Below are 23067 nucleotides of genomic sequence, written 5' to 3'. Positions count from 1 at the left end.
TCTTTTATTATTATTTTCGAATTTGCCCATTTCCACGAATCACATATTTTGTAGAAGTTAATGCTGGAAGCCCCATTGGTCCTCTTACGTGTAACTTTTGTGTACTGATACCAATTTCCGCTCCGAATCCAAATTCGGATCCATCTGTAAAACGAGTCGATGCATTATGATAAAGTGCCGCGGCATCTACAGAAGTAAAAAACTTGCTGACGTTTTCCTCGTTTTCAGTAATAATCGCTTCAGAATGCATAGATCCATACGTATTTATATGATGAATCGCTTCTTCAACAGTGGAAACCACTTTCACTGCTAGTGTGAGAGATAAAAACTCAGTTTCCCAGTCTTCTTCTGTCGCAAGTAAGATAGAAGGATCAATCGCCACTGCTTTATTATCACCACGTAGCTCCACTCCTCTTTCCTTCAAGGAAGAAAACAACTCGCTACCATATTGCTCTGCCCAATTCTCATGAAGTACAATCGTCTCAATTGCATTACATACAGATGGACGCTGCGTTTTTGCGTTTATAATAATATTAAACGCCATTTGTTTATCTGCTGTTTCATCAATGAATATATGACAATTTCCCGCACCTGTTTCAAGTACTGGAACAGACGCTTCTCTCACTACTGTATCAATTAATTGTTTACCGCCTCTTGGTATAAGAACATCCAAGTACTCGTTCAATGTAAACAACTGTTTTGCACTATCTCTCGTTGTATCTTCTATGAGCTGTACACTTTCTGAAGGCAAGCTAGTTTGCTTAAGCGCCCGGTGAATAACGCTAACGATAGCTTTGTTAGAATGTATAGCAGAAGAACTACCACGTAGTATTACTGCGTTTCCTGTTTTTAAACAAATTGTAGCAGCATCAACAGTTACATTCGGTCTTGCCTCATAAATCATTCCGACAACACCAAGTGGTACGCGCATCTCCTGAATAGATAGTCCATTTGGTCGTTCCCATGCACTTACACATTCTCCAATAGGATCACGTAATTCAATTAACTGCTTAATACCCTCTGTCATATCAACAATTCGTTGTTCATTCAGCAAAAGGCGATCAAGGAGTGAATGAGAAAATCCTTTCTCCTTACCTTCTTCAATATCCCGTTTGTTTTCTTCTAAAATATAAGCTGTTTCTACTATCAGCTGATTAGCAATTGCAGCAAGTGCTTCATTTTTTTGATCTGTAGTTTTAAGCACAAGTTCTCTAGCAACCTCTTTTGCTTTTATCCCCTTTGCTAACACTTCATTCATTTTTATTTCCTCCTTTTTAAAGTGAAACCCAATGATCCCTATGGATGACTTCATAACTATGTCTCTCGCCTCTTACTTGAATATCTTGGCTTTGCATACCTTTTACATCTCTTAGTTCCTCTGCACTATATGTGCATTGTCCTTTTCCTATTACGCGCCCTTGTTGCGTTACAACCTCTACAACTTCACCCACTTGGAAAAATCCTGATACATTCGTAACACCAGCTGGAAGTAAACTCTTCCCATGCTGAATGATGGCAGTAGCTGCCCCAGCATCTACTTCAATTTGTCCGCTAACAAGCGAATGCAAGGCAATCCATTGCTTGTTCATCTTCATTTCTTTTTGAGGAGCATTACCAACATACGTTCCATCACCCTTACCCTTCAAAACATCTACAAACTTTTCCTGTCCACGTCCTGTTCCGATAAATACACTCACACCAAGAGAGAGTGCTGTCTTTGCAGCATCGATTTTTGATTTCATACCGCCAGTCCCAAGTTTTGAGCCTGCATCTCCTGCAAGAGAAGAAATTTCTTCCGTAACTTCAGGAAGAAAATAATATTTTTTTGCATCCGCATTTTTCTGAGGATTTTTGTCATATAACCCGTTCACATCCGTAAAGATCATAAGCATATCCGCCGAAACAAGCCCGCTTACTAAAGCTGACAGCATATCATTATCACCGAACGTTAGCTCCTCTAAAGAGATGGAATCATTTTCATTAATAATTGGAAGAGCGGAACGGTTTAATAATTCTCCTAACGTAGCGTAAGCATTACTATATTGTTCTTTTCTAGAAAAATCACTTCTCGTCAGCAAAAGTTGCGCAGTAACGATGCCATATTTACGGAACTCCTCCGTGTACGCCTGCATTAACAAACTTTGTCCGACAGCTGCTGCAGCCTGTTTCCCTTTAATCGTTACAGGTCTGCTAGGATATCCTAGCGCTGAAAAACCTGCAGCGACGGCTCCAGATGTAATTAACACAACCTCGTGCCCATCTTCTTTCAACCGAGCCAATGCGGCAACGTGATCTGAAAGCTGTTCTGTAGAGATGCCTCCATGACTATCTGCCAAGGAACTACTCCCAATCTTTACAACAATTCGTTGTTTTTTCACTTTTTTATCCCCCAAGTCTAAAATCAAAGTTTTTTTATAAATTACACTTCATTCACTTTGTAACTATATCTATTCTCATCAATGCTGCACTGAAGTATTTTAGAGCAAAATAAAAATGACCGCTTCGCCCTTAATAAAATAAAAAGGACGAAACGGTCATTGTTCCGCGGTACCACCTTAATTGATATACATAGATATCCACTTGGTGCCTATAACGCAGGCGAACGCCTAAACTTTCATTTAAGACTCAGGGATAGGTTCGATATATTCTATACGAGGAATCTTTCAGCCGGTGAATTCCACTCTCTTTCGCAAGAAGACATATGTACTAATTCCCTTCAACGATTTTCAATCTAATTTTTTTATATTATGCGATATAGTTCGATTCGGTGTCAAGAGGTATTTTTAAAAATAAATAGAGCCACAAGTTATTTGTATGAAATTATCGCCCTACTGAATGAAAATACAAAATGATATAAGTTTAACTCATATTCATAAACATAAAACCTTACATTATAGTGTATATATTTACATAATGTCGAATATAATTAATTTTTGTCTTTTAGTGTTGCAAAAAGGAATATATTCTCTTAGAATGTTTCTTTATATTGCACAGGGATGTTATTCTTATTCTAAGAAAATAATATCAAACCGATATAATTGATTATAAAAGGAGCAAGATTGAGTTATTATGGATAAACAAATTGGATTCATCGGTTGCGGAAATATGGGAATGGCTATGATTGGCGGAATGATAAACAAAAATATAGTATCTTCAAATCAAATTATTTGTTCAGATTTAAACACTGCTAATTTAAAAAATGCTAGTGAAAAATATGGGCTAACTACAACTACCGACAACAATAAAGTAGCTAAAAATGCTGATATTTTAATTTTATCAATCAAACCAGACCTATATTCATCAATAATTAATGAAATAAAAGAAGTAATCAAAAACGATGCTATCATCGTTACGATCGCTGCTGGAAAAAGTATTGAAAGTACTGAAAATGCCTTTAATAAAAAAGTAAAGGTTGTAAGAGTAATGCCTAATACTCCTGCTCTTGTTGGAGAAGGAATGTCTGCATTATGCCCTAATGAAATGGTGACAGAAAAAAATTTAGAAGATGTACTAAACATTTTCAATAGTTTTGGTCAAACAGAGATCGTAAGTGAAAAATTAATGGATGTTGTCACATCCGTAAGTGGTTCTTCACCAGCTTATGTATATATGATTATAGAAGCGATGGCAGATGCTGCTGTACTAGATGGTATGCCAAGAAATCAAGCATATAAATTCGCTGCTCAAGCTGTGTTAGGCTCTGCAAAAATGGTACTAGAAACAGGAATACATCCAGGTGAATTGAAAGATATGGTTTGTTCTCCTGGCGGAACGACAATAGAAGCTGTAGCAACATTAGAGGAAAAAGGATTACGAACAGCGATTATTTCAGCTATGCAGCGTTGTACGCAAAAGTCTGTTGAACTATCTGGTCAAACTAAAAAATAAAACTATAAAAGAGATTACGTTAGCTATGAATTCACATAATTTTAATTAAAAATTCACTACATGATAAACGGCCAAACTCATATAAAATTGAGCTTGGCCGTTCTACTTTTTAATTATATTAAAATAATTTGATTCGACTCTTCTTTAAAGGTTCTGTTTTATCCCTTACCTATTCCCTACTATGATTGTGTAATTTTATTAGAAACTAATAATTTTTCAATGCATTTCGGTAACATATCTAATAGTGTTTCAAATGCGTAGTTTACATCTAGACGTTCTGTCCATTGATGTGCATCTTTTCCTACCGGTCCCATATTTAATACTGGAACATCAAACTCTTCTAATTCCTGAAGCGGAATTGAATAGCCTTTATCCCATAATGGCATATTGTCTACAAGCGAACTCATTGAATCCAGTGGATACTGCAAGCCTACATAGCTTAAATCTGAAATCCCCCCAAAATAATTTTGGTTTTCAAATGTAATTTTATGATTGTAATGTGCATACTTTTCCATTTCTACAACTACCTCTTTTATTAAAGGATTGTTGCGTGAACTCACAGCTGGATAGTACGGCGGAGCGAAGAAAAGTACAATCATCGGTGCCTTTTCTTTACATAAAATCGCTAATTTATCTACTAAATCAATCGTTACCGCACGATCATCTTTATCTCCTCTATTTTTTATAATATTAGATTGAATATGATCTATTTTTTCTCGTCCATGTTGCTCAATTGCATATGTGATAAGCTCTTCATAAGTTAATACATTTACTTTGAGATTAGGTGGTATAAATGGATTATATTTAGAAAAACGATATGCATGTTTTTCATACGACTCTTCTATTTTCTCTGCTACTTTCGTTACTTTTTGACGTAACAATGAAACTACATCTGTCATTGATTTTTCTAATAAAAACAAATTAAATAATGTGACTGCACGATGCGGAATTTGTACAGAATAATCCTCTTTTAAGTCCCTTTGAAGTAAGTTAGTTGGTGGAGGACTCGCTTCCCCTTCTACAATATCACAAAGGTCTGTGTTTAACTCTAGTTCTGCTGTTATTAATGAAGCCATATAACTCCCATTTAACCCTGCAAAAGGTTCACCTACATGTGTCTCTTTTCCGTAGCAAAGAAAACCAGGTAACACTTTACCAATAGAGCCAGTGTAAATATACTTATTTTGGTCACCAGGATGTCTTGAAAACATAGGCTCTGAGTTTAAGACCGTTTTATAATCTAAATTATGCTCTCTTGCTAAATCTAATAGTCTCGGAACAGCGGCCCTCATCCCTACAGAATTCACTTCTTCATCTGGTACAGCCAATAAAAGAACATTCCCATCGAATCTTCCTTCACATGCTTGTTCAATCATTGCCATTTGTAATGCGAGGCCGCATTTCATGTCCATTGTTCCTCTACCAAACAGCCAATCTCCATGTTCTATATCTTCACGTACATGGTCTGGAAGTTCATCTTTATGAGAATAAAACATAGATGTTAACTTTTTAGGATTAAATGCATCTTCTTTCCACACTCCGTAATCTTGTACATCTACAACATCAAAGTGACTTACTAGAATTACAGTATTTTTTGTACTATCACTTTTCTTTACTAGTGCTGTAACAAAATATCGTCCGTCCCCCGTCGGATTTTTTTGCACATGGTGCGGGTTTTCTTTGAAGTACTGTAAATCAGATAATTGCTCCACAACAAAGTCTGGCAATATCACTTCAGCCTCTGTACCTGTAATACTAGGAATTTCAACAAGACTGCTTAATAATTGAATCAATTGTTCTTTTGATTGCCACCTTGACATATAAATCCCCCTATTTTTTCCGCATTATGAAAACGAATTCCAGTATATGAATAAAAAATGACGACAGCTATCAAAATTATAGTTCTGATGTACTGCCGATTTTTATTGATATTTCATGAGCTGCTTGTTTTACCTTGCTAATAAGAAAAGATAGTCGATCATCATTAATACGATGACTAATTAACCCAACACTTAATGCTCCTACTACTTTATGATTAAATCCGATAATAGGTGCAGCTACTGAAGCTGTCCCTTCTGTTTTTTCACCATAACTGACAGCATATCCTTCATTTTTTATTTGCTTTATTTGATTAAGAAGAATTTGCTTTTGTTCTGGTAATGAAGAAAGTAAATGTTCTACAATATGTTCCATTTCATTCGTTTTCATATTGGCAAGCATCGTTTTATTTGCGGCACCAATTGAAAGTGGAATTTGTTCCCCTAGATTATCGATAACTCGAATTTTTAAAGGACTATCAATTCTTTCAATGATAATAGAATGTGTTCCGTTTGGAATATTTAAATAGACACTTTCTTCGACTTCAAAGGCCAACCGCTTCATCACTTCTCTTGCAACTGATCTGTAGTCTACCTTCTCCAATTGACGTAACCCTATTTCCATCCACATTGGTCCAATTTTGTACTGTTTTGTCTCTGGTATTTGTGTAACTAACCCATGCTCCATTAGAGAGTTAAGTAATCTATGTACTGTACTAACTGGGAGATGTGTTCCATCAGCTATATCAGAAATAGCCCAATACTCTTTTTCATTTGTAGAATTCAATAATTTAATAATACTTATCGCTCGATCAATGGACTGTACCATAACTCGCCTCAACTTTACTCGTAGTATGTTAGTACGTTTAATTAACTATCAATTTAGCAAACATTCGAAATGAAATCAATATATTTATTCAATTTTCTAACAATAAAAATATATCACTAACAACGAATTGAAAACGCAAACAAAAAAATATTGACTTTTCTTTTTAATTATCTGAAAATTATAACAAGATTTCACATCACGGAATACATTCCATAATACGGAAAAACATCAAACTTTATTCTATCAACTACGAAAGTGAGGAAAACAATGGCGCAAGTAAACAATACAAACAATGAATTAAAACGTACGATGAAAAGTAGACACTTATTCATGATTGCACTCGGTGGTGTGATTGGAACGGGGTTATTTAACGGATCTGGCTTTATAATAAGTCAAGCTGGACCTGGTGGATCCGTACTTGCCTTTATGGCCGGTGGATTATTAATGTATTTCGTTATGCTATGTCTTGGTGAACTCGCTGTAGCCATGCCTGTTTCGGGTTCTTTCCAGGAATATGCCACTAAATTCATCAATCCTGCAACTGGCTTTACAATCGGATGGTTGTATTGGTTAAGCTGGGCGAATACGACCGGTCTTGAATTTACAACTGCCGGTATTACAATGCAGCGCTGGTTTCCTGATATTCCTGTTTGGGCTTGGTGTTTAATATTTGGCGTTACAATCTTTACTATTAACGCATTATCTGCTCGTAGTTATGCAGAAACAGAATTTTGGTTTTCAAGTATAAAAGTATCTGCCATTATAGCTTTTATAATTCTTGGTGGCGCCGCTATGTTCGGCTTTATTGATTTAAAAGGCGACGAACCAGCTCCACTCCTTTCAAATTTCGTAAATCATGGTGGTTTATTTCCGAATGGACTTGCAGCTATTCTATTAACAATGGTTACAGTCAATTATTCCTTCCAAGGTACAGAGCTTGTCGGAATCGCAGCAGGTGAAAGTGAAGATCCAGCAAAAACTTTACCTCGTTCTATTAGAAATATTATATGGCGCACAATGTTTTTCTTCGTCTTAGCAATCTTTGTTCTTGTTGCTTTAATTCCTTGGGAAGAAGCAGGACTCACAAAGAGCCCATTCGTTGCTGTTTTTGATAATATCGGTATTCCATATGCAGCTGATATTATGAACTTTGTTATTCTTACTGCTGTTCTTTCTGTTGCAAACTCAGGACTATACGCTGCTACTCGAATGCTTTGGTCTTTATCAAAAAACGAAATGGCTCCAGCATTTTTAAAGAAATTATCATCACGTGGGATTCCTCTCAACGCTTTAATCATGACAATAGCTATTTCTGCTTTTTCTCTTTTAACAAGCGTCGTAGCTGCTGAAACGGTTTACTTATGATTAATTTCCATTTCTGGAGTCATAACAATTATTGTTTGGATGTCAATTTGTGTTTCTCAATTCTTTTTCCGCAAACACTATTTAGCTGAAGGTGGAAAATTAGACGACTTGAAGTTCAGAACTCCACTCTATCCCCTTGTACCAATTCTTGGTTTTGGATTGTATGGCATTATATTAGTAAGTCTTATCTTTATCCCAGATCAAAGACTAGGCATTTATTGTACTGTACCATTTATCATCTTTTGCTATACCTACTATCACTTTAAAGTTAAGAAAAGAATTGCAACTAACACTCAAAGTGAAACTAAAATTAGCGAAACTTCGTAATATTGTACGATACAAAAAAGACAACACGTGGCGTTTCACTTCATGTGTTGTCTTTTTTTATTATTTAAATATGAGTTCACCTGAATTTAATGGATTTTTCTCTTCTCCTACAAAAGTAGTAAAATTTTCATTTGAACTTGCTACCTCAGTTGGATTTATCGTATTTCAATTTCGATATAATAATAAATAGGTATATCAGATATAGCTGTACATTATTAGAATTACATTCATTACTCAACTGGTAGTTACCAAGAAAGAAAGGAATGATCATAATGATACAGAACATATACGAGACTCATTTACATGTAAGAAATTTAGAAAAAGCGATAAATTTCTATCAAAACAAGCTAGGATTAACCTTAGCAAGAAAACTCTCCAAAAGAAGAGTGGCTTTCTTTTGGGTCGGAGAAAATAAAAAACAAATGCTTGGACTATGGGAAGTAAATAATATCGAAGACTTTGAGCTGAGACATTTTGCTTTTGGTGTAAATTTAGAGTTTTTAATGACTTCTAAAGCGTGGTTAGAGGAGCGTGGAATAGAAGTGATAGGAAGTCAAGGAAAAGGAAATCAAGAGCCAATTGTCCAAAGGTGGATGCCCGCTGCAAGTGTATACTTTCTAGATTGTGATAGAAATAAATTAGAATTCATTTCTATGTTACATGACAATCCAGATGAATTAGAATATGCATCCTATTTAAGTGTATGGAATGCGGAACACCAAGAAAAATGAATGAAATTTCCGTTCAAGTCTTTTCTAATTTTTTAGATATACTGTTGTACGATCCCCCTTTTGCTATTAATTTTCGTCGGATTTATGAACAGTTATCGTAATGGAACATTCATGATAACTCCACTTGTTAACATAATGCATTTATTGTCATCTTGTATTTGTACTTACGTACTAGCAATTCCTAATCTGCTTCCATTACAATTTGAAACATTTAATTTTTCTTCTTATCTGGCATCTAATCTTTAAACAAAAACTCCCCTTAAATCGAAAATGATTAAGGGGAATTTTATATACGATGCAATTATAGTTCAGATTTCACCCGAACAGAAACATTATTTTTAATTATATTTTTGACATCTTTAAAGCTAACAAAATTGTTACTTTTCTCATCCCAAAGACGGAAACGGAGTGAACGCAAGCTTGTAGCAAGCGTAATTGTTGGTACATTTTTTAAAGGAAGAGTATTGTTGTGTGCCTCTTCTAGTTTATAGTTAGGTACTCTTGGACTTAAATGGTGAACATGATGAAATCCAATATTACCCGTTAGAAATTGCAAAATTTTTGGAAGTTTATAAAAAGAACTTCCCTCCACTGCCGCTTTCACATATTCCCATTCTTTATCTTCTTCAAAATAAGAATCCTCGAATGTGTGCTGTACGTAAAACAGCCAAATCCCTATTGAACCTGCTATTAAAAATATAGAACCATGTACTAAAAGAAACGATTGCCATCCAATTGCCCAGCAAAGCATTCCTACAATAGCAACGATTAAAATATTCGTTAAATAAGTGTTCATACGTTCTTTTTTTCTAGCACCTTTTCGGTTAAATCTATTTTTAAGCAAGAAAACATAAATCGGGCCTAACCCAAACATAACGAATGGATTGCGATATAAACGATATGCTAAACGGAGTCTAAATGGTGCTGCTACATATTCATCTACTGTAAGCGTCCAAATATCCCCTGTACCCCTCTTATCCAAATTACCACTCGTAGCGTGGTGAATAGAATGCTCATGCCCCCACTGATCAAATGGGAATAATGTTAAAACACCCATACACGTTCCAACTATTCTATTTGCACGTCGACTTTTAAAGAATGAATAATGGGTACAATCATGAAAAATAATGAAAATCCTTGTCATAAATCCAGCGGCTAACAGTGCTGGAACTAATGTTAACCAATAAGAAACTGACAAACTTTTATAAGCAAGGTACCATAAAATAATAAATGGCACGATTGTGTTGATCAGTTGCCAAACACTTTTTTTAATCGTTGATTTTTCAAAAGGAGCAACTTGTTTTTTTAAATTTTTAGTATTTTCTAAGGTCATTGTTCTAATTCCTTTCCTTTTTGTTGCTAATTCATATTATAGCACACTATTAGTAGCAGGTGTTAAAAGTAGCTATAATAAATATTTTATACTATGAAAATCTCTTTTTTCTTACTCATTACTTACAAATTTCTTACGTCCAAAATAGCTTCTATAATTGGACAGACGGAGCATTTTATGTATCAAAGAAACTTCATATTTTTCCAATAAGTACATAAAAAACAGCGAGTTTTTTCACAAGAAGAAAAAAGCTGCAATCAGTCAGTTTCACCGACTTATCGCAGCTTCTCTTCTTTTTACCTTATTTTATCGATGAAGCCAAACTGCACCTGCAGACTTGTCTTCAGCTTGGCCTACCACTTCAAACTTCAGTCCTAGCTTCGGTAACTTACGTCCTGCATCAGGAATAACGCTGTTGATGTATTGCTTAGAATCATCAAATTTTGCCACTCCTGGTAATCCTTTATAATCAAAGATACCGCGTGTTGGTGAATTTACTTTCCATGCTGGTGTTTGATCAAATGAGAATGCCGCATCGGCAATTTGATAACGCGTACTGCTCTTCACAGTAGGTTGTCCGTTTAATGTCCCTACAATTGCCTCTGGATGAGAATCTACTACTCCTAAGAACCCTTCACCTGGATGAACGCCTACCCAGTTATCTGTAAAGCTTTGATCCGCATACCATACAACCATTCCTGTATTAAATACTGGGCCACGTGCATATTGTAACGCAGTGTCAGAACCAGCGTAATTTCTCCACTCTACATAGTAATTATGTTTTTTCTGTTCAAATCCGTTAGACACAGTAAAGCCTTTTAACGTCATTGCAGGCTGACCTTCTGCATCATCAGAGAAAACAACTTTTCCATCTACAGTTAAGGCTGCATTATCTAACGCAAATCCTTTATAAGCTACTGCAATATCTGTTAAGTACTCAAATTGCAGTTTTACTTTTTTTCCTTTGAATTGGCTTAAATCGTATGATTTATCAACCCACTTACCATCAGTTGTATCCGCGCCGCCTTTTATATCTTTTTCGCCCATTCTATCAATGCGTGTCTTCGTTCCATCTTCTGCAATCGCATATACGTCAAGGAAATCATACTTCGCTTCAAGTTCGTAAAATGCCTTATAATCGAACTTAGCATCCTTTGCATTTGTTAAGTCAAATACTGGTGTCTCAAGTGTTGTATGAATGTCATTTCCTTTTGTACTGTAATAGAACTTCTTACCAAACGCTGATTCGATATTTTTTATATCTTTGTCCGGCAAGTTAACACGAACAATTCCAGGTCGTTTAGATTTTGTAGTACTTTGATCTACATATGTTGCAACACCGATTCCTTTGCTAAGTTTGTCATAATCTACTTCAAGAATATTCGCCCAGTTCCCCTTCATATTCTTTTGGAAAAACTCTTTATTTTGTGGCGAGAAACTCGTTGGCTCTGTTCCTGCAATTTTTCCAGCCCAGCTACCACCACTCATAATAGACCATGACTCAACAGGTTCACCTTGTCCTGAGTACTTTGTATCATATTCATCTGGTAAGCCTAAATCATGGCCATACTCATGTGCAAACACACCAACTGCTCCGTCTTCAGGCTCGATTGTATAATCATATGCAGCCATCTTTCCGCCCCAGTTCGAAACAGAAGATTTCGTGCCATCAATTGCATATGGTTTTGAACCTAATTTTGAACGATGTGACCAAATCGCATCATCTTTCAATTTACCGCCGCCAGCTTCTTGACCAACACCAGCATGTACAACCATTAAATGATCAATAATGCCGTCTGGCTCGTTTTTATTTCCATTACCATTTTGATCGTACTGATCATATTGATCAAAGTCTGCTAAATTTATCCCTTTTGCTACCGCTGCTTTTAATGCTTCTTTCACAAGATCTTTTGGTCCTAAAGGTCCCTTGTTATCATGACCAGTACCCGCATCAGCACCATAATCTGATGCTTTTCCTGGAACAGTAAGCCATTCTGTTACAGTCCCATCAACTGTATAGCTACCACCAGATTGTTCTTCATAATATTGCTTAAATGTGTTAATCTTCGATCCATCAAATAAAGTAAATGGTTCATCACCAAATAACATTTTTTGATAATGTTCACGATTAAAGTCCTTAGAATACATGTATCCTGGCTCTTGATCAATATTGTTATGTTTAAAATCGCTAAATTCTACAAGTAAAACAAGTACTTTATCTTTTCGAACAGCTCCATTGTATTCTTCTTGCTTCGCTGATGTAGTAGGTACTTTTCCATTTAATTTCCCAGGGTTCAATGCTGCACCTTGTCCAGCTACTGGGCCTACTTCAGGCTGCTGCGCCTGTTCATTTTCCCTCATTTTTGCATCTTTTACTTTTTTCATAAAGTCAGAGGCTTCTTGCGTAAGACTATCTCCTGTTAAGATTTCTTTCTCAGGGTTTTCCCCTTTCTTTTTCTCAACATATTTTTCGACAGCCTTTGAAGTCTCAGCTTGTGATGCAGATTGATCAATTACCCCCCGTTGTTTTAGCGCTTCAGCCAAACGCTCCTCCGGTATTAAGTGCTCATCTATTGGTAGAGATGATGTTGGTGTCTCAGCATACGCTGCGTGACCTCCAAAAGCAAACGTACTACTTAGTACTGCTGCTGTTGTTAATACCGCTAATGGTTTTAATTTCTTTTTCTTTTTCAATGTATTTCCTCCCCAGTGTCTGCAAATTATCGTTTTTTGCCGATAACAACATAATATTCGTTATAATACGAATATTCAATCTTTTTCAACAAATAAAATGTTGAAAAATATTTTTTTATGCAGGGTGAAATACATAAGATATAAAAACAAACAGACTCTCCTATAAATAACAGTGAACTTTTATATGTTCTTAGTTACAATCAAAACCCAGTAAATCTGGGATTCATGCTTTTTTAATAAAAATAAGAATTAAATATTTTCTATACTATTTAATCTATGGATTACCATATTACTCACTATTCTCATTATTACAAGCTAATAGTGGTTCGTACATCATTATAGCGTGATTCTCTGTTACATATTGATCTTCTATTAACTGTTTCTGTTGATTATATACTTTACGTTGAATCACATTATGTCGTATATAACCGCCCCAGTATGCAGGTTGAATTGAGTGTTCTTTCTCATACACTTCATATTGATAAAGTTGCGGATAGACTGTTCTCCATTCACCAACTAAATGTTCATCTGTCATATAAAGGTGAAGTTGATACGGTTGGTCCGTTTCATTTTTAATTTGTAAATCCAAATAGTTATAGGAACAAGTCGCCCCACTCCCAAACGGTTGAGTGCGCCTAGAGTCAGGAAAGACATCAAAGCTATGACGATATCGTTCTGTTACTGTCAGTGGTGTATGTAAAGTCATCCAATATATTAAATTCGAAAGCTGACAAAGACCTCCTCCAATACCTGTTTGAAAAGATCCGTAATGTAATACCATACCTTCTACATACCCTTTTTTCCTCGTTGGCTTACCTATTAAACGCCAGTAAGAAAATGTTTCTCCCGGTCTAATGACGATACCATTTAGTTTTTTAACAGCAATTTTCAAATTAACAACCTTATTCTGTTGATACCACATATCTACATCTTTGAGCTTACGAAGTAATATCGTTCGGTGCTGAATTGCTGTACAAGGTAGCTTTTCTTGTTGAAACCTTTTTGCATATGTTTTTCCGTCTGCTAACCACTGAATGTACCTCTTTGTAGAGTAATACCACTTCCCTAGCATAATGCGATACTTAGACCGCTGTTTAGGACGTAAGTGCACTATATTCATTTTATTCCCTCTCTCTTTCTTCAACTAAATTCTAATATATTTCTAATTCAATAAATTACAGTTTTCTTAGCTGCATAATAATTTCCGCAAAAAAATAATAAATTTACTCTAGTGGAGATTTTATTTTGATGATTGCTTTATAATTATATAAAACTGAGCTTCAATACAATAAATTGAAATAAACATATTATAAATATAACGGATAACCTTAAATAAAAAATAATGAACATTAAAGAAATTCTAAATTATTAATATATTTTTCGTAAATATTAATTGATAACACATTAGACTTTACTATATGTATAACTTCTTATTCTACAAAACGAAATTTTTTAATGTAAGAAAAAAATATAATTTCCCTTTAACATTTATACAAGTCTCATATGGAAAACTTTACAAAACAATTCGAACACTTATATTTAGAATAAACACAAAAAATTGCCACCAGTTAGCTTAACTGGTTGGCAATTTTTTAACGAGAATGCTTTACAAATAGTTGAATTGCTTCTTCTGGTACATAGCACTTTCCATTACTCTCTACAATAATACTTCTTAATTCATACCCTTTACCATTGATACGAATTATATTTTTGTTACCAAATAATTGTGCTTCTACTTTATTATGTTTTACTACGAGTAACGGGTTTGCTCCTTCGGTTTTGTTGGCTGTTACAGTTGCACCGATTTTCTTAAAGGCTTGTTCACTCTCTAAAAATATTTTATTCGTTACTTCTTCTAAGTTAAAGCCCATCGCTTTCGCCATCGTCTTCGCAATGTCTGTATTTTGGATTAAGCCTTCTGGTTTTTGAGGTCCATAAGAATGTAAGAATACATCCTCACCTGTATGTCCTCCTGTCGTAAAGCCGATATTTGCACGATTAGCCAATAATGTAGTAAGAATTCGTCCTACATCCATTTTCTTTTTTGCCACTTTTAATTGTTCTTTTTCATCATGAGTTAGATTATCCAAACCGTATAGTTTAGCTACATCTTCTACATTTGATAAATCAGATTTCAGTTTATTTATAGTTCCTTCAAGTGTCATTTTCGCCTTTTTCAATGGATCAATGTATACAGAAACCGGTGTAGTATTGTATCCTTTTGTCGTATTCCTATTCCCTATAGAGATGCCGCTGTTACCATGATCAGTTAAAGCGATGAGCATCGTATCCCCATCTTTCTTCGCAAATTGTAACGCCTTTGCTACCGCTTCATCAAATGCCAATACATCACTAATCATCCCAATTGGATCATTAGCATGAGCTGCCCAATCAGGCTTACTACCTTCTACGAATAAAAAGAAGCCATCTTTATCTTTTGATAATGTTTGAATTGCTTTTTCTGTCATTTGAGAAAGTGTTGGTTGTTCTGGATTTGTTGCTATACGATCCATATCAAACGCAAGAGCATGATGTGAGAAAGAGCCCCAAATTTTATTAGATTTGGAGTTCAATAACGCATCTTTCGTTTCAACGAAATCGTATCCTTTGTCTTGAATCACCTTTACTAAATTTTCACCATCTTTTCGGATTCCATTACTTTTCATAGGTAACAGCGCCGCTTTTCCCCCGCCTAATACGACATCTATATTTTGATATACTTGCTGCTTCGCAATTACGTCAAAATGTTTGCGATTGACATGGTGAGCAGAGAATCCGGCCGGAGTAGCATGCTGAATTTCAGATGTAGCAACAATGCCAGTTGCACGACCAGTACATTTTGCGCCTTCTAATACGTTTGCGACCGGCCGTAACTTTTCTTCTTCTTTTATTGGCTGTAAGCTAGGCGAACTTACAATAGAAGGTAATATACCTACATATCCTGAATTCGATTTATTTCCAGTTGCTAAAGCTGTTGCTGCTGGCGCTGAGTCTGTAATAGCTGATTCCGCCGAAAACGTACGAACACCTCCTGTTACAATTTGATCTAACGTAAGCGGTGCCCCTTTATACCAGCGAGCCAATGTTGTCGCCGTTGAACTCGTTCCGTCCATAACCATCATAATTATATTTTTAGGCTGGTGTTCTACTTTTTTCACCTTAGCTTTGGCCGCATGATAATTCATCATACTTTCCGTACTTAATACGCTTACTATTATAGCTCCCACTAATAGTAACTTTTTCATCTTCACACCATAATTCAACATGATTGTTCCTCCATAAACTTTGCATTCATTTCAATACACCTTATTTCCTTTTCCATACCAAAACCTACATATGTTTTATTAGTTCCCAATTCTCATAAAGCTAACAATAGTTACTTTCTCTTTCTTTAATTAAATATCGATATGTATCATTTATCTTATAAAAAAGATTTAACATCCTTTTCATTAATTACTTGTTTAACAATAAATCCTCGATTAAAAGAAATAAAAATTTATTGTTAAACAATAAATTTCATGTTAAATTAATAAGATATTAAATAAATGAGGTGCTTTTTATGAAACAAGGATCCACACTCTTTTTAAAGACCGTTGTAATTCTAATCGGAATCCCCGTTCTTGCTATGTGCATTTTTTTAGTCCCTAAAATAGGAAATTTTGCCGCAGAATTATATCCGGATATTGCATATATTAAATATCTTGTATTTATCAATTTATACGCAACAGCAATACCTTATTACTTCGCACTGTACCAAACATTTAAGCTTTTAAACTATATTGATAAAAATAACGCATTCTCAGAGCTATCTGTTCAAGCTTTAAAAAATATTAAGTACAGCGCATTGGCAATTAGTGTATTATATGTATTAGGTATGCCACTTTTTTATCTCGTGGCAGAGAGAGATGATGCCCCTGGCATTATTATTATCGGAATGATTATGATTTTTTCTTCAATGGTAATCGCGGTCTTTGCTGCCGTTCTCCAAAGACTATTAAAAGATGCTATAGATATAAAATCAGAAAATGATTTAACGGTCTGAGGTGAATAATATGGCAATTATTATTAATATTGATGTAATGTTAGCAAAAAGAAAAATGAGTGTAACAGAACTTTCGGAGAAGGTTGGAATTACAATGGCTAACCTTTCTATCTTGAAAAATGGAAAAGCAAAAGCAGTCCGTTTTTCAACTTTAGAAGCAATATGTAAAGCATTAGAATGCCAACCGGGTGATATTTTAGAATATCAACCTGAAGATACCGAGTAAAAAGAGTCCTTCATATGAGTAATGGGTTCAGTGTAGGAAGAGAAAAATGCTAATAACCATTAGAAATAACAAACTAAAACGCTCAGAAGATATTCTGAGCGTTTTTATTTCCTTATTCAACTAAAGCACCAGTTAGTGTAAAAAGCTATTTCACCATTTGTATGGCTAACTTATCTTTTAACATTGACCTATATGAGTCAATTTCATATTTTGTATTATTGATTTTTTCTTTTTTCATTTTTAACATATCGAATATTTCTAATTCTAAATTCCTTCTAGCTTCAAGAACTTTTATCGCTCCTTCTATACCTGAATGGTTATGTTCTTTCCCATAGCCTTGGTTAGTGTAATAGTCAATAATTCCTGTGGACCATTCTGGAGTTCTTTCTTTTAACGCCTTCCTAAATGAAAATTCAAGATTATCTTGTTCTACATACAATAACATTGGATTTAAATTCTCTATGATTTTTGCAACTTTCATTACATAATTTATTATTTTTTCTTTTTGTTCACCATATTTAATCATCCCAATTGTTAATGGATTTTGTATGAAACAACATTCAAAGATATAAACCTTATTGTCTTCTAGAGCAGTTTCAGCAAAGTCATTCCATTTATCAGCAATTAATTCAACATTTTTATCGAATGGTAATTCGTATATATCATTTTTAGAAATAATGTTAAATAATTCGTCCGAAAACTGGTCACCAAACTCATTTTTTATCTTTCTGTATGGTAATAAATAATTGCTTCCTTTTTTTAGAACTTTCTTAAGGAGCACTTCTTTAAAATCCCCACTGTTAGATAATAATCTATCGAACTCAAATTTATTAAAACAAGATACACCATCATAGTCGGCTGGGTGGTTCAAATTTCCTTCTAAAAATAGTTCAACTTCAATTTTATTTTGGCTTAGAATTTCATTTATTAGCTTTGCAGTGGTTGATTTTCCAAATCCAGGTAACCCTTCTACTATTATTAGTTTTGTATTCATAGTTATAAATGCCTTCCTTCAAAGTATTTAACTAAGATTAAAAAAATCACTTACTCCACTGCAATCACCCCTTCAAAATATGATATTTACCATTTCCTTTGAAAAAACCTTCTTAAAGTAACCTGACTGTTAGTTTAAGAACATTTTTTCATAATCTCTACAACTATTTTAACATAAATTTTCCATTTATCTTTTTATTTAGAACACTATTTAACTATATAAAAGTGCTTAAACACTATAATAACAATAAAAAAAGGGTGCTAAATCATATGTGATTTACATCCCTAATTTGTGTGTTATTTTATATTTTCTCTCCCGTAACTGAACCCGATATCATACGAGAAGGACTCTTTTTATTACACATTACGGCGCAAAACTAATTTGACCAGTAAACAATAGGATAATTGCTATGATCCAAAATATAAAAAATGATGAGGACAGTATTAATGAAAGAATAGCAATTCCCTTCTTCTCTGTTCTTTTCGTCATTGTGATTATTGAAAGCATGATACCTACACCTGTCAGGGCAATTGTAATATAATCCCCAACTATATTACCTGCATTGGCTATCCTTGTTGGCGTTATAAAAACGAATAGAAAACACAAAATGCCGATGAGTAAAGATGCATAGCTTATTATACTGTACTTCTTTTTAGGAACTATTTCAGTTTTCATACTAACCCCACCCCTTCTATATAGCTATGAGTTCATATTAACATGAATAACCATAATTTAGTTAAAATAAACTGGCCACTTCCTTAATAAAGATGGACGATTATCCTTTAATCTCTAGTAATTATTATATACAGAAAATAAAGTGAAACTTTAATCAGTGGAGGTTTTGTTCACCCTCCACTGATTATTAATTGAAGCAATCAGGCTGCCCGTTAATGCGGAATAAAATGAAAGAATTATATAAAATAAAGACTGTACCTTTAAAATGAAAGATTCAGTCCTTATTAATAACTTTTTTTATAAAGAAAACTCTCTATCACTCACTACCTTAAAAAACTCCGAGTAATGTGATAAAGAATAATCCGCTACATCACAATTACCTTGAAACATACATGTTGAAATACCTAATTCTTTTGCAGGTAATAAATCTAATTCTCTATCTCCAATAGCTAAATCAATATTATGTTTTTTATGTAAATGATTATAAGCTAAAGAGTTGGGCTTTCGGGGAAAGCCATCGTCAATTGTAACCATATCTACAAAGTATTTTTCCCAGCCGTAATATTTTAAAATGTCCATAACCCCTGCCCTATGTTTATGGGTCATAATCACATTTTTATCTGCAAATTTCAAAACCTCTTCGACACCTGCAAAAGGTTTCATATCTTTTGGCGTGAATTTCCCCTTCAAAACTTTAATCTTTTCTTCCTGCTCGCATGAAATATTATAATACTGAATTGCATGAGAGTATGATATTTTTAAGTTTTTGTATATTTCTTGTTTTTCTACTGAGTCACCTAATATTTCAGAAAGCATTGTTGTATATGCAGGATACGTATCAAATAACGTCCCATCAAAATCCCATAAAATATTCATTCTATTCACCTTCTATTTTCAAATCATTGGATGACTAAATCCGCCCTATCCCTCGGCAATTCCGTTTCTAAGTAATAATCCTCTGCTTTCCAATACCTATTTTCAAACTTTGAAAGGTTCTTCTGTGTCTCCTCACTCTCACGTAGAAACCTTGTCTCTCTTGGACAGTCCAAATAGACCATATAATGAAAGAAATCTCTCCATTCTTTTCGCTGCAGAAAAACTCCTTCAATAACAATTACGCCTACAATAGGAATCTGTACTTTTTCCATTTCACATATATCTGTTTCTTCGTGAAAGAAAGGTAATTTCAATTTTGTTTCATGTTGTAGCTTTTGAAAAAATTTCTGCCTTAACCATTCAATGTCCCATTGTAAATAATAATACTCGTACCATTCTTCATATCCAGTATGATATCGTTTATTACGCTCCACTATATGATCATCAATATGGAAAATATGAAACGGAATGCCTTCTTGTTTCATATTTTCTTTTAAATTGGCTACGAATGTTGTTTTTCCAGATCGACTTAAACCATCTATACCTAAAATGAATCTATTTTCCCTATGCTTCTTCATAATCGTTATAAGTTCGTTTGTACTCATTACTTCTTCCACTCTTCTTTTAATAAAGAATATAAAATAGTATCATGAGCAACTCCATTTTGAATCATATGTTTTCGAAGTAATCCTTCTTCTTGAAATCCTGCTTTACTTAATAATTTTTGAGAAGCTTTATTTTCTACATATACAACATTGCAACTCTAATAAGTTGCAATGTTTCAAACCCGTAAGTTAAAATTGCCTGTAACGCTTCCGATGCATATCCTTGTCCCCAATATGTATCATCTAATTCATAACCAATTTCAGCTCGTTTATGATGATTATTAATTAAATGAAATCCGCACGTTCCGATTAATTGGCCCGTCCCTTTTTTCTCGATTCCCCAGCGAAATACACTGCCCTCTTCATAACGATTTTTAAACGTTTGAATCGTTGTTTTCGCTTGCTCGATATTTTCGAAAGAATCCATTCCGAAATAACGTATAACAGATTCTTTTGAAAAATAACGGAACATTGTTTCTGCATCTAACAGTGTTAGTTCTCTTAATTGTAAACGTTCTGTTTCTAGTCTCGGAAACCCCATCTCTTTTTCTCCTTTTATTCTAATGAACTGCAAATTTCAATATAATTCCCATCTGGATCGGCAATGTAGGCAATTGTTTGTCCCCACGGTTTCACAATTGGCTCCACTAAAATTTTAATACCTTGCTCTCTAAATTGCTCAATCGTTTCTTGTACATTCTCAACAACGAATCCTAATTCGAAATGAGAAGACTGTAATTCACCTTCTGTAAGCGGTAGTCCTGTTAATTCTTTCACATCTTGCCGCGTATTCATCGCTAAAATGGTAGTTCCAGTATTAAATTCAATATATGTTCCGTGCTCTGCTTTTATAGGTAACTGTAAAATATCTTTATAGAATTTTAAACATTCCTCAAAGTTTTCTACATATAAAATGATGTACTTCATTTTCAAATTCATTTTACATCCCCCTTTATATCTATCCCTAAAATTTCGACAAAAGTCTCATAAAAACCTTGTTCCTTGTAGTAATGAGCAAAAAAAATGAGGCCGATTTCTCGGCCCCCCAGCTTATTGGCATAAAACAGGAGATTTGGTTTGGACATAACCAGTTCGTACTTTTATTATATTTTATTTTTTCTGAATTTTAAATACATTAAACACCTATTTATATTGAGAAAGTTTTTTGCTTGCATAAAATTAAAGATTTTAAGAAATGATACAAATGGAGGTGTATACATATGGAACCAATGCTATGTCCAAGCTGTAAAACGAACCGTACTCGCTTTAATATTCTTGAGCAACAAGTAAAACCAGTCAAAATAAATCCACAAACTGGTCAAGTGGAAGAAGAATACACAAATGAAACGATGAATGCTTTTCATATGGCCTATCAAGGACCTACTTATCGCGTCCAATGCGCTGTATGTGGGCTTGTTGAAAACCCAGAACAATTTATTAAACCTGCTCAAAATCAGTCTTTCTAATAAAAACATGATTATCCCTTATAGAAATAGATTTTTCTATAAGGGATTTTTTCGTTTAATAAGTTAATTAAAAATGGATTTCTTCCTTATTATATGTTAAACTTCGCACTCTTTTGGGAATGTTTACATAAGCGAGGTAAAACAAATAATAAAAAAATAACGCTTCCATCAATATTTCTACTATTAACTTGTCATATAGTCATCTTTTACTTTTGGATCTTCGATTGGGAGAAAATAACGACTCCTTACGGTCTAACAATATGGTTTGTTTCTACTATTTATAGTCTTTTACTTTACTACCATTTTAAAAATTAAAAATCTATTAAATTAATATTAATTGCTAGTTCGTTATTATTGATTATTTCTTCTTCATTTATGATTTTTTTAGGTGTTGTTACTGGTATTATGGTATTATCTTTGTAACTGTTAGTTCTATGAATTAAAAAGTTGGTCTTTTATTATATAAAAAAGAATGAACAAAATAAATATATATAGAAATTAGAGAAGTTGATTCCCATCAATAATCTTCTCTAAGAATATCACTCTTTGTTAAAATATTTCCTTTTTCAACTTTTTAATCTTCCTAAATAAATTAATAAACGCATATAAATATATACAAACTAAAAACCCAACCATACCTTTATATAATCCTGATTCTGATACTCCAAGAAAACATAAGTAAAGCACTGGAATTAACATTACAAACATAATTGCAACGAACTGTATCAATTCAACAAATTTTTGTATCTTCGTTTCTTTGTCTGAATAAATATCAGGTAACTCATTTTCCACGTCTACTTCTTTACAAAAATAATTCCACTTCGCAAAACTCGTTACATGTTTCCATCCACACATTTCATATATTTCAATATATTCTTTTTGTTTTTCTTTTGAATCTTTATAATCCAGTCTAAAATCCGCTTTATATACTACATCTTTTGGTTCAGTTTTCTTAAACGTATACATTACATTATACTTTTGTAAAGCCCATCCTTTTTGATGCATTTTTCTTAAAAAAGCTTCTTCTTTTTCCAAACTCCATATCGCAAAAGGTTTGAATACCTTCTTTGTCTCCATTTCCCATTCACTCCCCATGCCTATCCACTTAAGAATGGAAACACAATGAACTTTCGTTCATATAACCAAAAAACTCTCGAAATATTTGGTATCTTTAAAAATGGGCATACCAAATAAACCTA

At 34.0% G+C, this 23067-nt stretch carries 19 protein-coding genes, 3 pseudogenes and 1 other annotated feature; of the genes and pseudogenes, 7 read left to right on the top strand and 15 right to left on the bottom strand.

The features are described 5' to 3' along the window. Positions 1-10 precede the first annotated feature (10 nt). The gene (locus tag ACS2CR_RS24005; RefSeq protein ID WP_001006620.1) at positions 11-1258 is read right to left on the bottom strand and encodes a glutamate-5-semialdehyde dehydrogenase; all 1248 of its coding nucleotides are present in this window, start codon (positions 1256-1258) and stop codon (positions 11-13) included. Positions 1259-1274: 16 nt separating this feature from the next. After that, the gene (gene proB / locus ACS2CR_RS24000) at positions 1275-2378 is read right to left on the bottom strand and encodes a glutamate 5-kinase (protein WP_000744736.1); all 1104 of its coding nucleotides are present in this window, start codon (positions 2376-2378) and stop codon (positions 1275-1277) included. A 140-nt stretch (positions 2379-2518) separates the two neighbouring features. Next, positions 2519-2729: a binding site (T-box leader), on the bottom strand. 340 nt (positions 2730-3069) lie between these two features. On the opposite strand from proB, the gene proC reads away from it, so the two are divergent. Further along, positions 3070-3888 carry a pyrroline-5-carboxylate reductase gene (gene proC, locus ACS2CR_RS23995; RefSeq protein ID WP_053514282.1) on the top strand — a complete coding sequence of 273 codons (819 nt, stop codon included), beginning with the start codon at positions 3070-3072 and terminating at the stop codon, positions 3886-3888. A 179-nt stretch (positions 3889-4067) separates the two neighbouring features. Here the strand turns inward: proC and ACS2CR_RS23990 are convergent, their stop codons facing one another. Beyond that, positions 4068-5708 (bottom strand): M20/M25/M40 family metallo-hydrolase, encoded by a 1641-nt coding sequence (locus tag ACS2CR_RS23990; RefSeq protein ID WP_000092404.1) that lies wholly within the window; start codon positions 5706-5708, stop codon positions 4068-4070. A 76-nt stretch (positions 5709-5784) separates the two neighbouring features. Continuing rightward, positions 5785-6534, bottom strand: a complete 750-nt coding sequence (locus tag ACS2CR_RS23985) for an IclR family transcriptional regulator (protein ID WP_000250746.1) — start codon at positions 6532-6534, stop codon at positions 5785-5787. A gap of 267 nt (positions 6535-6801) precedes the next feature. Here ACS2CR_RS23985 and ACS2CR_RS23980 point away from each other — a divergent pair. Further along, positions 6802-8226: pseudogene (locus ACS2CR_RS23980) on the top strand (amino acid permease). Between the two features lie 272 nt (positions 8227-8498). Next, positions 8499-8957: a VOC family protein gene (locus ACS2CR_RS23975; RefSeq protein WP_000615639.1), complete on the top strand. Its 459-nt coding sequence runs from the start codon at positions 8499-8501 to the stop codon at positions 8955-8957. 301 nt (positions 8958-9258) lie between these two features. On the opposite strand, the gene ACS2CR_RS23970 is transcribed toward ACS2CR_RS23975, so the two are convergent. From ACS2CR_RS23970 to ACS2CR_RS23955, 4 genes are all read right to left on the bottom strand, one after another. Beyond that, positions 9259-10290, bottom strand: coding sequence for a fatty acid desaturase (locus ACS2CR_RS23970; RefSeq protein WP_000171499.1), 1032 nt, complete (start codon positions 10288-10290; stop codon positions 9259-9261). A 306-nt stretch (positions 10291-10596) separates the two neighbouring features. Then, on the bottom strand, positions 10597-12984 hold the full coding sequence (locus tag ACS2CR_RS23965; RefSeq protein WP_053514281.1) for an immune inhibitor A domain-containing protein: 2388 nt from the start codon (positions 12982-12984) through the stop codon (positions 10597-10599). Between the two features lie 289 nt (positions 12985-13273). Continuing rightward, positions 13274-14104 (bottom strand): VanW family protein, encoded by an 831-nt coding sequence (locus ACS2CR_RS23960; RefSeq protein WP_001028242.1) that lies wholly within the window; start codon positions 14102-14104, stop codon positions 13274-13276. Between the two features lie 472 nt (positions 14105-14576). Further along, positions 14577-16250, bottom strand: a complete 1674-nt coding sequence (locus ACS2CR_RS23955; RefSeq protein WP_053514103.1) for an alkaline phosphatase — start codon at positions 16248-16250, stop codon at positions 14577-14579. Positions 16251-16543: 293 nt separating this feature from the next. Here ACS2CR_RS23955 and ACS2CR_RS23950 point away from each other — a divergent pair, with 293 nt between their 5' ends. Then, positions 16544-17026 carry a DUF2975 domain-containing protein gene (locus ACS2CR_RS23950; protein WP_000809119.1) on the top strand — a complete coding sequence of 161 codons (483 nt, stop codon included), beginning with the start codon at positions 16544-16546 and terminating at the stop codon, positions 17024-17026. Between the two features lie 10 nt (positions 17027-17036). Continuing rightward, positions 17037-17252, top strand: coding sequence for a helix-turn-helix domain-containing protein (locus tag ACS2CR_RS23945; protein WP_000974619.1), 216 nt, complete (start codon positions 17037-17039; stop codon positions 17250-17252). Between the two features lie 145 nt (positions 17253-17397). On the opposite strand, the gene ACS2CR_RS23940 is transcribed toward ACS2CR_RS23945, so the two are convergent. The 6 genes and pseudogenes from ACS2CR_RS23940 to ACS2CR_RS23915 all read right to left on the bottom strand — a co-directional run bounded on the left by ACS2CR_RS23940 (position 17398) and on the right by ACS2CR_RS23915 (position 21341). Further along, the gene (locus ACS2CR_RS23940) at positions 17398-18246 is read right to left on the bottom strand and encodes a hypothetical protein (protein ID WP_053514099.1); all 849 of its coding nucleotides are present in this window, start codon (positions 18244-18246) and stop codon (positions 17398-17400) included. 363 nt (positions 18247-18609) lie between these two features. After that, positions 18610-18921: a hypothetical protein gene (locus ACS2CR_RS23935; RefSeq protein WP_000845547.1), complete on the bottom strand. Its 312-nt coding sequence runs from the start codon at positions 18919-18921 to the stop codon at positions 18610-18612. 297 nt (positions 18922-19218) lie between these two features. Continuing rightward, positions 19219-19797 carry an HAD-IA family hydrolase gene (locus ACS2CR_RS23930; RefSeq protein WP_053514097.1) on the bottom strand — a complete coding sequence of 193 codons (579 nt, stop codon included), beginning with the start codon at positions 19795-19797 and terminating at the stop codon, positions 19219-19221. 23 nt (positions 19798-19820) lie between these two features. Then, on the bottom strand, positions 19821-20402 hold the full coding sequence (locus tag ACS2CR_RS23925) for a kinase (RefSeq protein ID WP_000106112.1): 582 nt from the start codon (positions 20400-20402) through the stop codon (positions 19821-19823). Next, a pseudogene (locus ACS2CR_RS23920) lies at positions 20402-20943 on the bottom strand (GNAT family N-acetyltransferase). Before ACS2CR_RS23920 ends, ACS2CR_RS23925 begins: the two are co-directional and overlap by 1 nt. Positions 20944-20957: 14 nt before the next feature. After that, the gene (locus tag ACS2CR_RS23915; RefSeq protein WP_053514095.1) at positions 20958-21341 is read right to left on the bottom strand and encodes a glyoxalase/bleomycin resistance/dioxygenase family protein; all 384 of its coding nucleotides are present in this window, start codon (positions 21339-21341) and stop codon (positions 20958-20960) included. Positions 21342-21622: 281 nt separating this feature from the next. On the opposite strand from ACS2CR_RS23915, the gene ACS2CR_RS23910 reads away from it, so the two are divergent. Both ACS2CR_RS23910 and ACS2CR_RS23905 read left to right on the top strand, forming a co-directional pair. Beyond that, positions 21623-21868: a hypothetical protein gene (locus ACS2CR_RS23910; RefSeq protein ID WP_000433602.1), complete on the top strand. Its 246-nt coding sequence runs from the start codon at positions 21623-21625 to the stop codon at positions 21866-21868. Positions 21869-21961: 93 nt separating this feature from the next. Next, positions 21962-22311, top strand: a pseudogene (locus ACS2CR_RS23905) (hypothetical protein). Between the two features lie 106 nt (positions 22312-22417). Here the strand turns inward: ACS2CR_RS23905 and ACS2CR_RS23900 are convergent. Then, complete coding sequence (locus tag ACS2CR_RS23900; RefSeq protein WP_000448426.1) at positions 22418-22945, bottom strand: DUF2812 domain-containing protein; 528 nt, start codon at positions 22943-22945, stop codon at positions 22418-22420. Between the last annotated feature and the right edge of the window lie 122 nt (positions 22946-23067).

The sequence above is a fragment of the Bacillus cereus group sp. BceL291 genome (assembly GCF_051776705.1).
Lineage (GTDB): Bacteria > Bacillota > Bacilli > Bacillales > Bacillaceae_G > Bacillus_A > Bacillus_A cereus.
The sequence above is the reverse complement of the archived record's forward strand: the minus strand, read 5'-3'. Positions and strand labels throughout refer to the sequence as shown.

Excerpts from the sequence above, each read along its gene's own strand:
- ACS2CR_RS23955 (WP_053514103.1), bottom strand. The coding sequence starts at position 16,250 with ATGTTGAATTATGGTGTGAAGATGAAAAAGTTACTATTAGTGGGAGCT.
- ACS2CR_RS24005 (WP_001006620.1), bottom strand. The coding sequence starts at position 1,258 with ATGAATGAAGTGTTAGCAAAGGGGATAAAAGCAAAAGAGGTTGCTAGA.
- ACS2CR_RS23950 (WP_000809119.1), top strand. The coding sequence starts at position 16,544 with ATGAAACAAGGATCCACACTCTTTTTAAAGACCGTTGTAATTCTAATC.
- ACS2CR_RS23940 (WP_053514099.1), bottom strand. The coding sequence starts at position 18,246 with ATGAATACAAAACTAATAATAGTAGAAGGGTTACCTGGATTTGGAAAA.
- proC (WP_053514282.1), top strand. The coding sequence starts at position 3,070 with ATGGATAAACAAATTGGATTCATCGGTTGCGGAAATATGGGAATGGCT.
- ACS2CR_RS23910 (WP_000433602.1), top strand. The coding sequence starts at position 21,623 with ATGGAACCAATGCTATGTCCAAGCTGTAAAACGAACCGTACTCGCTTT.
- ACS2CR_RS23985 (WP_000250746.1), bottom strand. The coding sequence starts at position 6,534 with ATGGTACAGTCCATTGATCGAGCGATAAGTATTATTAAATTATTGAAT.
- ACS2CR_RS23945 (WP_000974619.1), top strand. The coding sequence starts at position 17,037 with ATGGCAATTATTATTAATATTGATGTAATGTTAGCAAAAAGAAAAATG.
- ACS2CR_RS23990 (WP_000092404.1), bottom strand. The coding sequence starts at position 5,708 with ATGTCAAGGTGGCAATCAAAAGAACAATTGATTCAATTATTAAGCAGT.
- ACS2CR_RS23935 (WP_000845547.1), bottom strand. The coding sequence starts at position 18,921 with ATGAAAACTGAAATAGTTCCTAAAAAGAAGTACAGTATAATAAGCTAT.
- ACS2CR_RS23925 (WP_000106112.1), bottom strand. The coding sequence starts at position 20,402 with ATGAGTACAAACGAACTTATAACGATTATGAAGAAGCATAGGGAAAAT.
- ACS2CR_RS23915 (WP_053514095.1), bottom strand. The coding sequence starts at position 21,341 with ATGAATTTGAAAATGAAGTACATCATTTTATATGTAGAAAACTTTGAG.
- ACS2CR_RS23930 (WP_053514097.1), bottom strand. The coding sequence starts at position 19,797 with ATGAATATTTTATGGGATTTTGATGGGACGTTATTTGATACGTATCCT.
- ACS2CR_RS23960 (WP_001028242.1), bottom strand. The coding sequence starts at position 14,104 with ATGAATATAGTGCACTTACGTCCTAAACAGCGGTCTAAGTATCGCATT.
- ACS2CR_RS23975 (WP_000615639.1), top strand. The coding sequence starts at position 8,499 with ATGATACAGAACATATACGAGACTCATTTACATGTAAGAAATTTAGAA.
- ACS2CR_RS23970 (WP_000171499.1), bottom strand. The coding sequence starts at position 10,290 with ATGACCTTAGAAAATACTAAAAATTTAAAAAAACAAGTTGCTCCTTTT.
- ACS2CR_RS23900 (WP_000448426.1), bottom strand. The coding sequence starts at position 22,945 with ATGGAGACAAAGAAGGTATTCAAACCTTTTGCGATATGGAGTTTGGAA.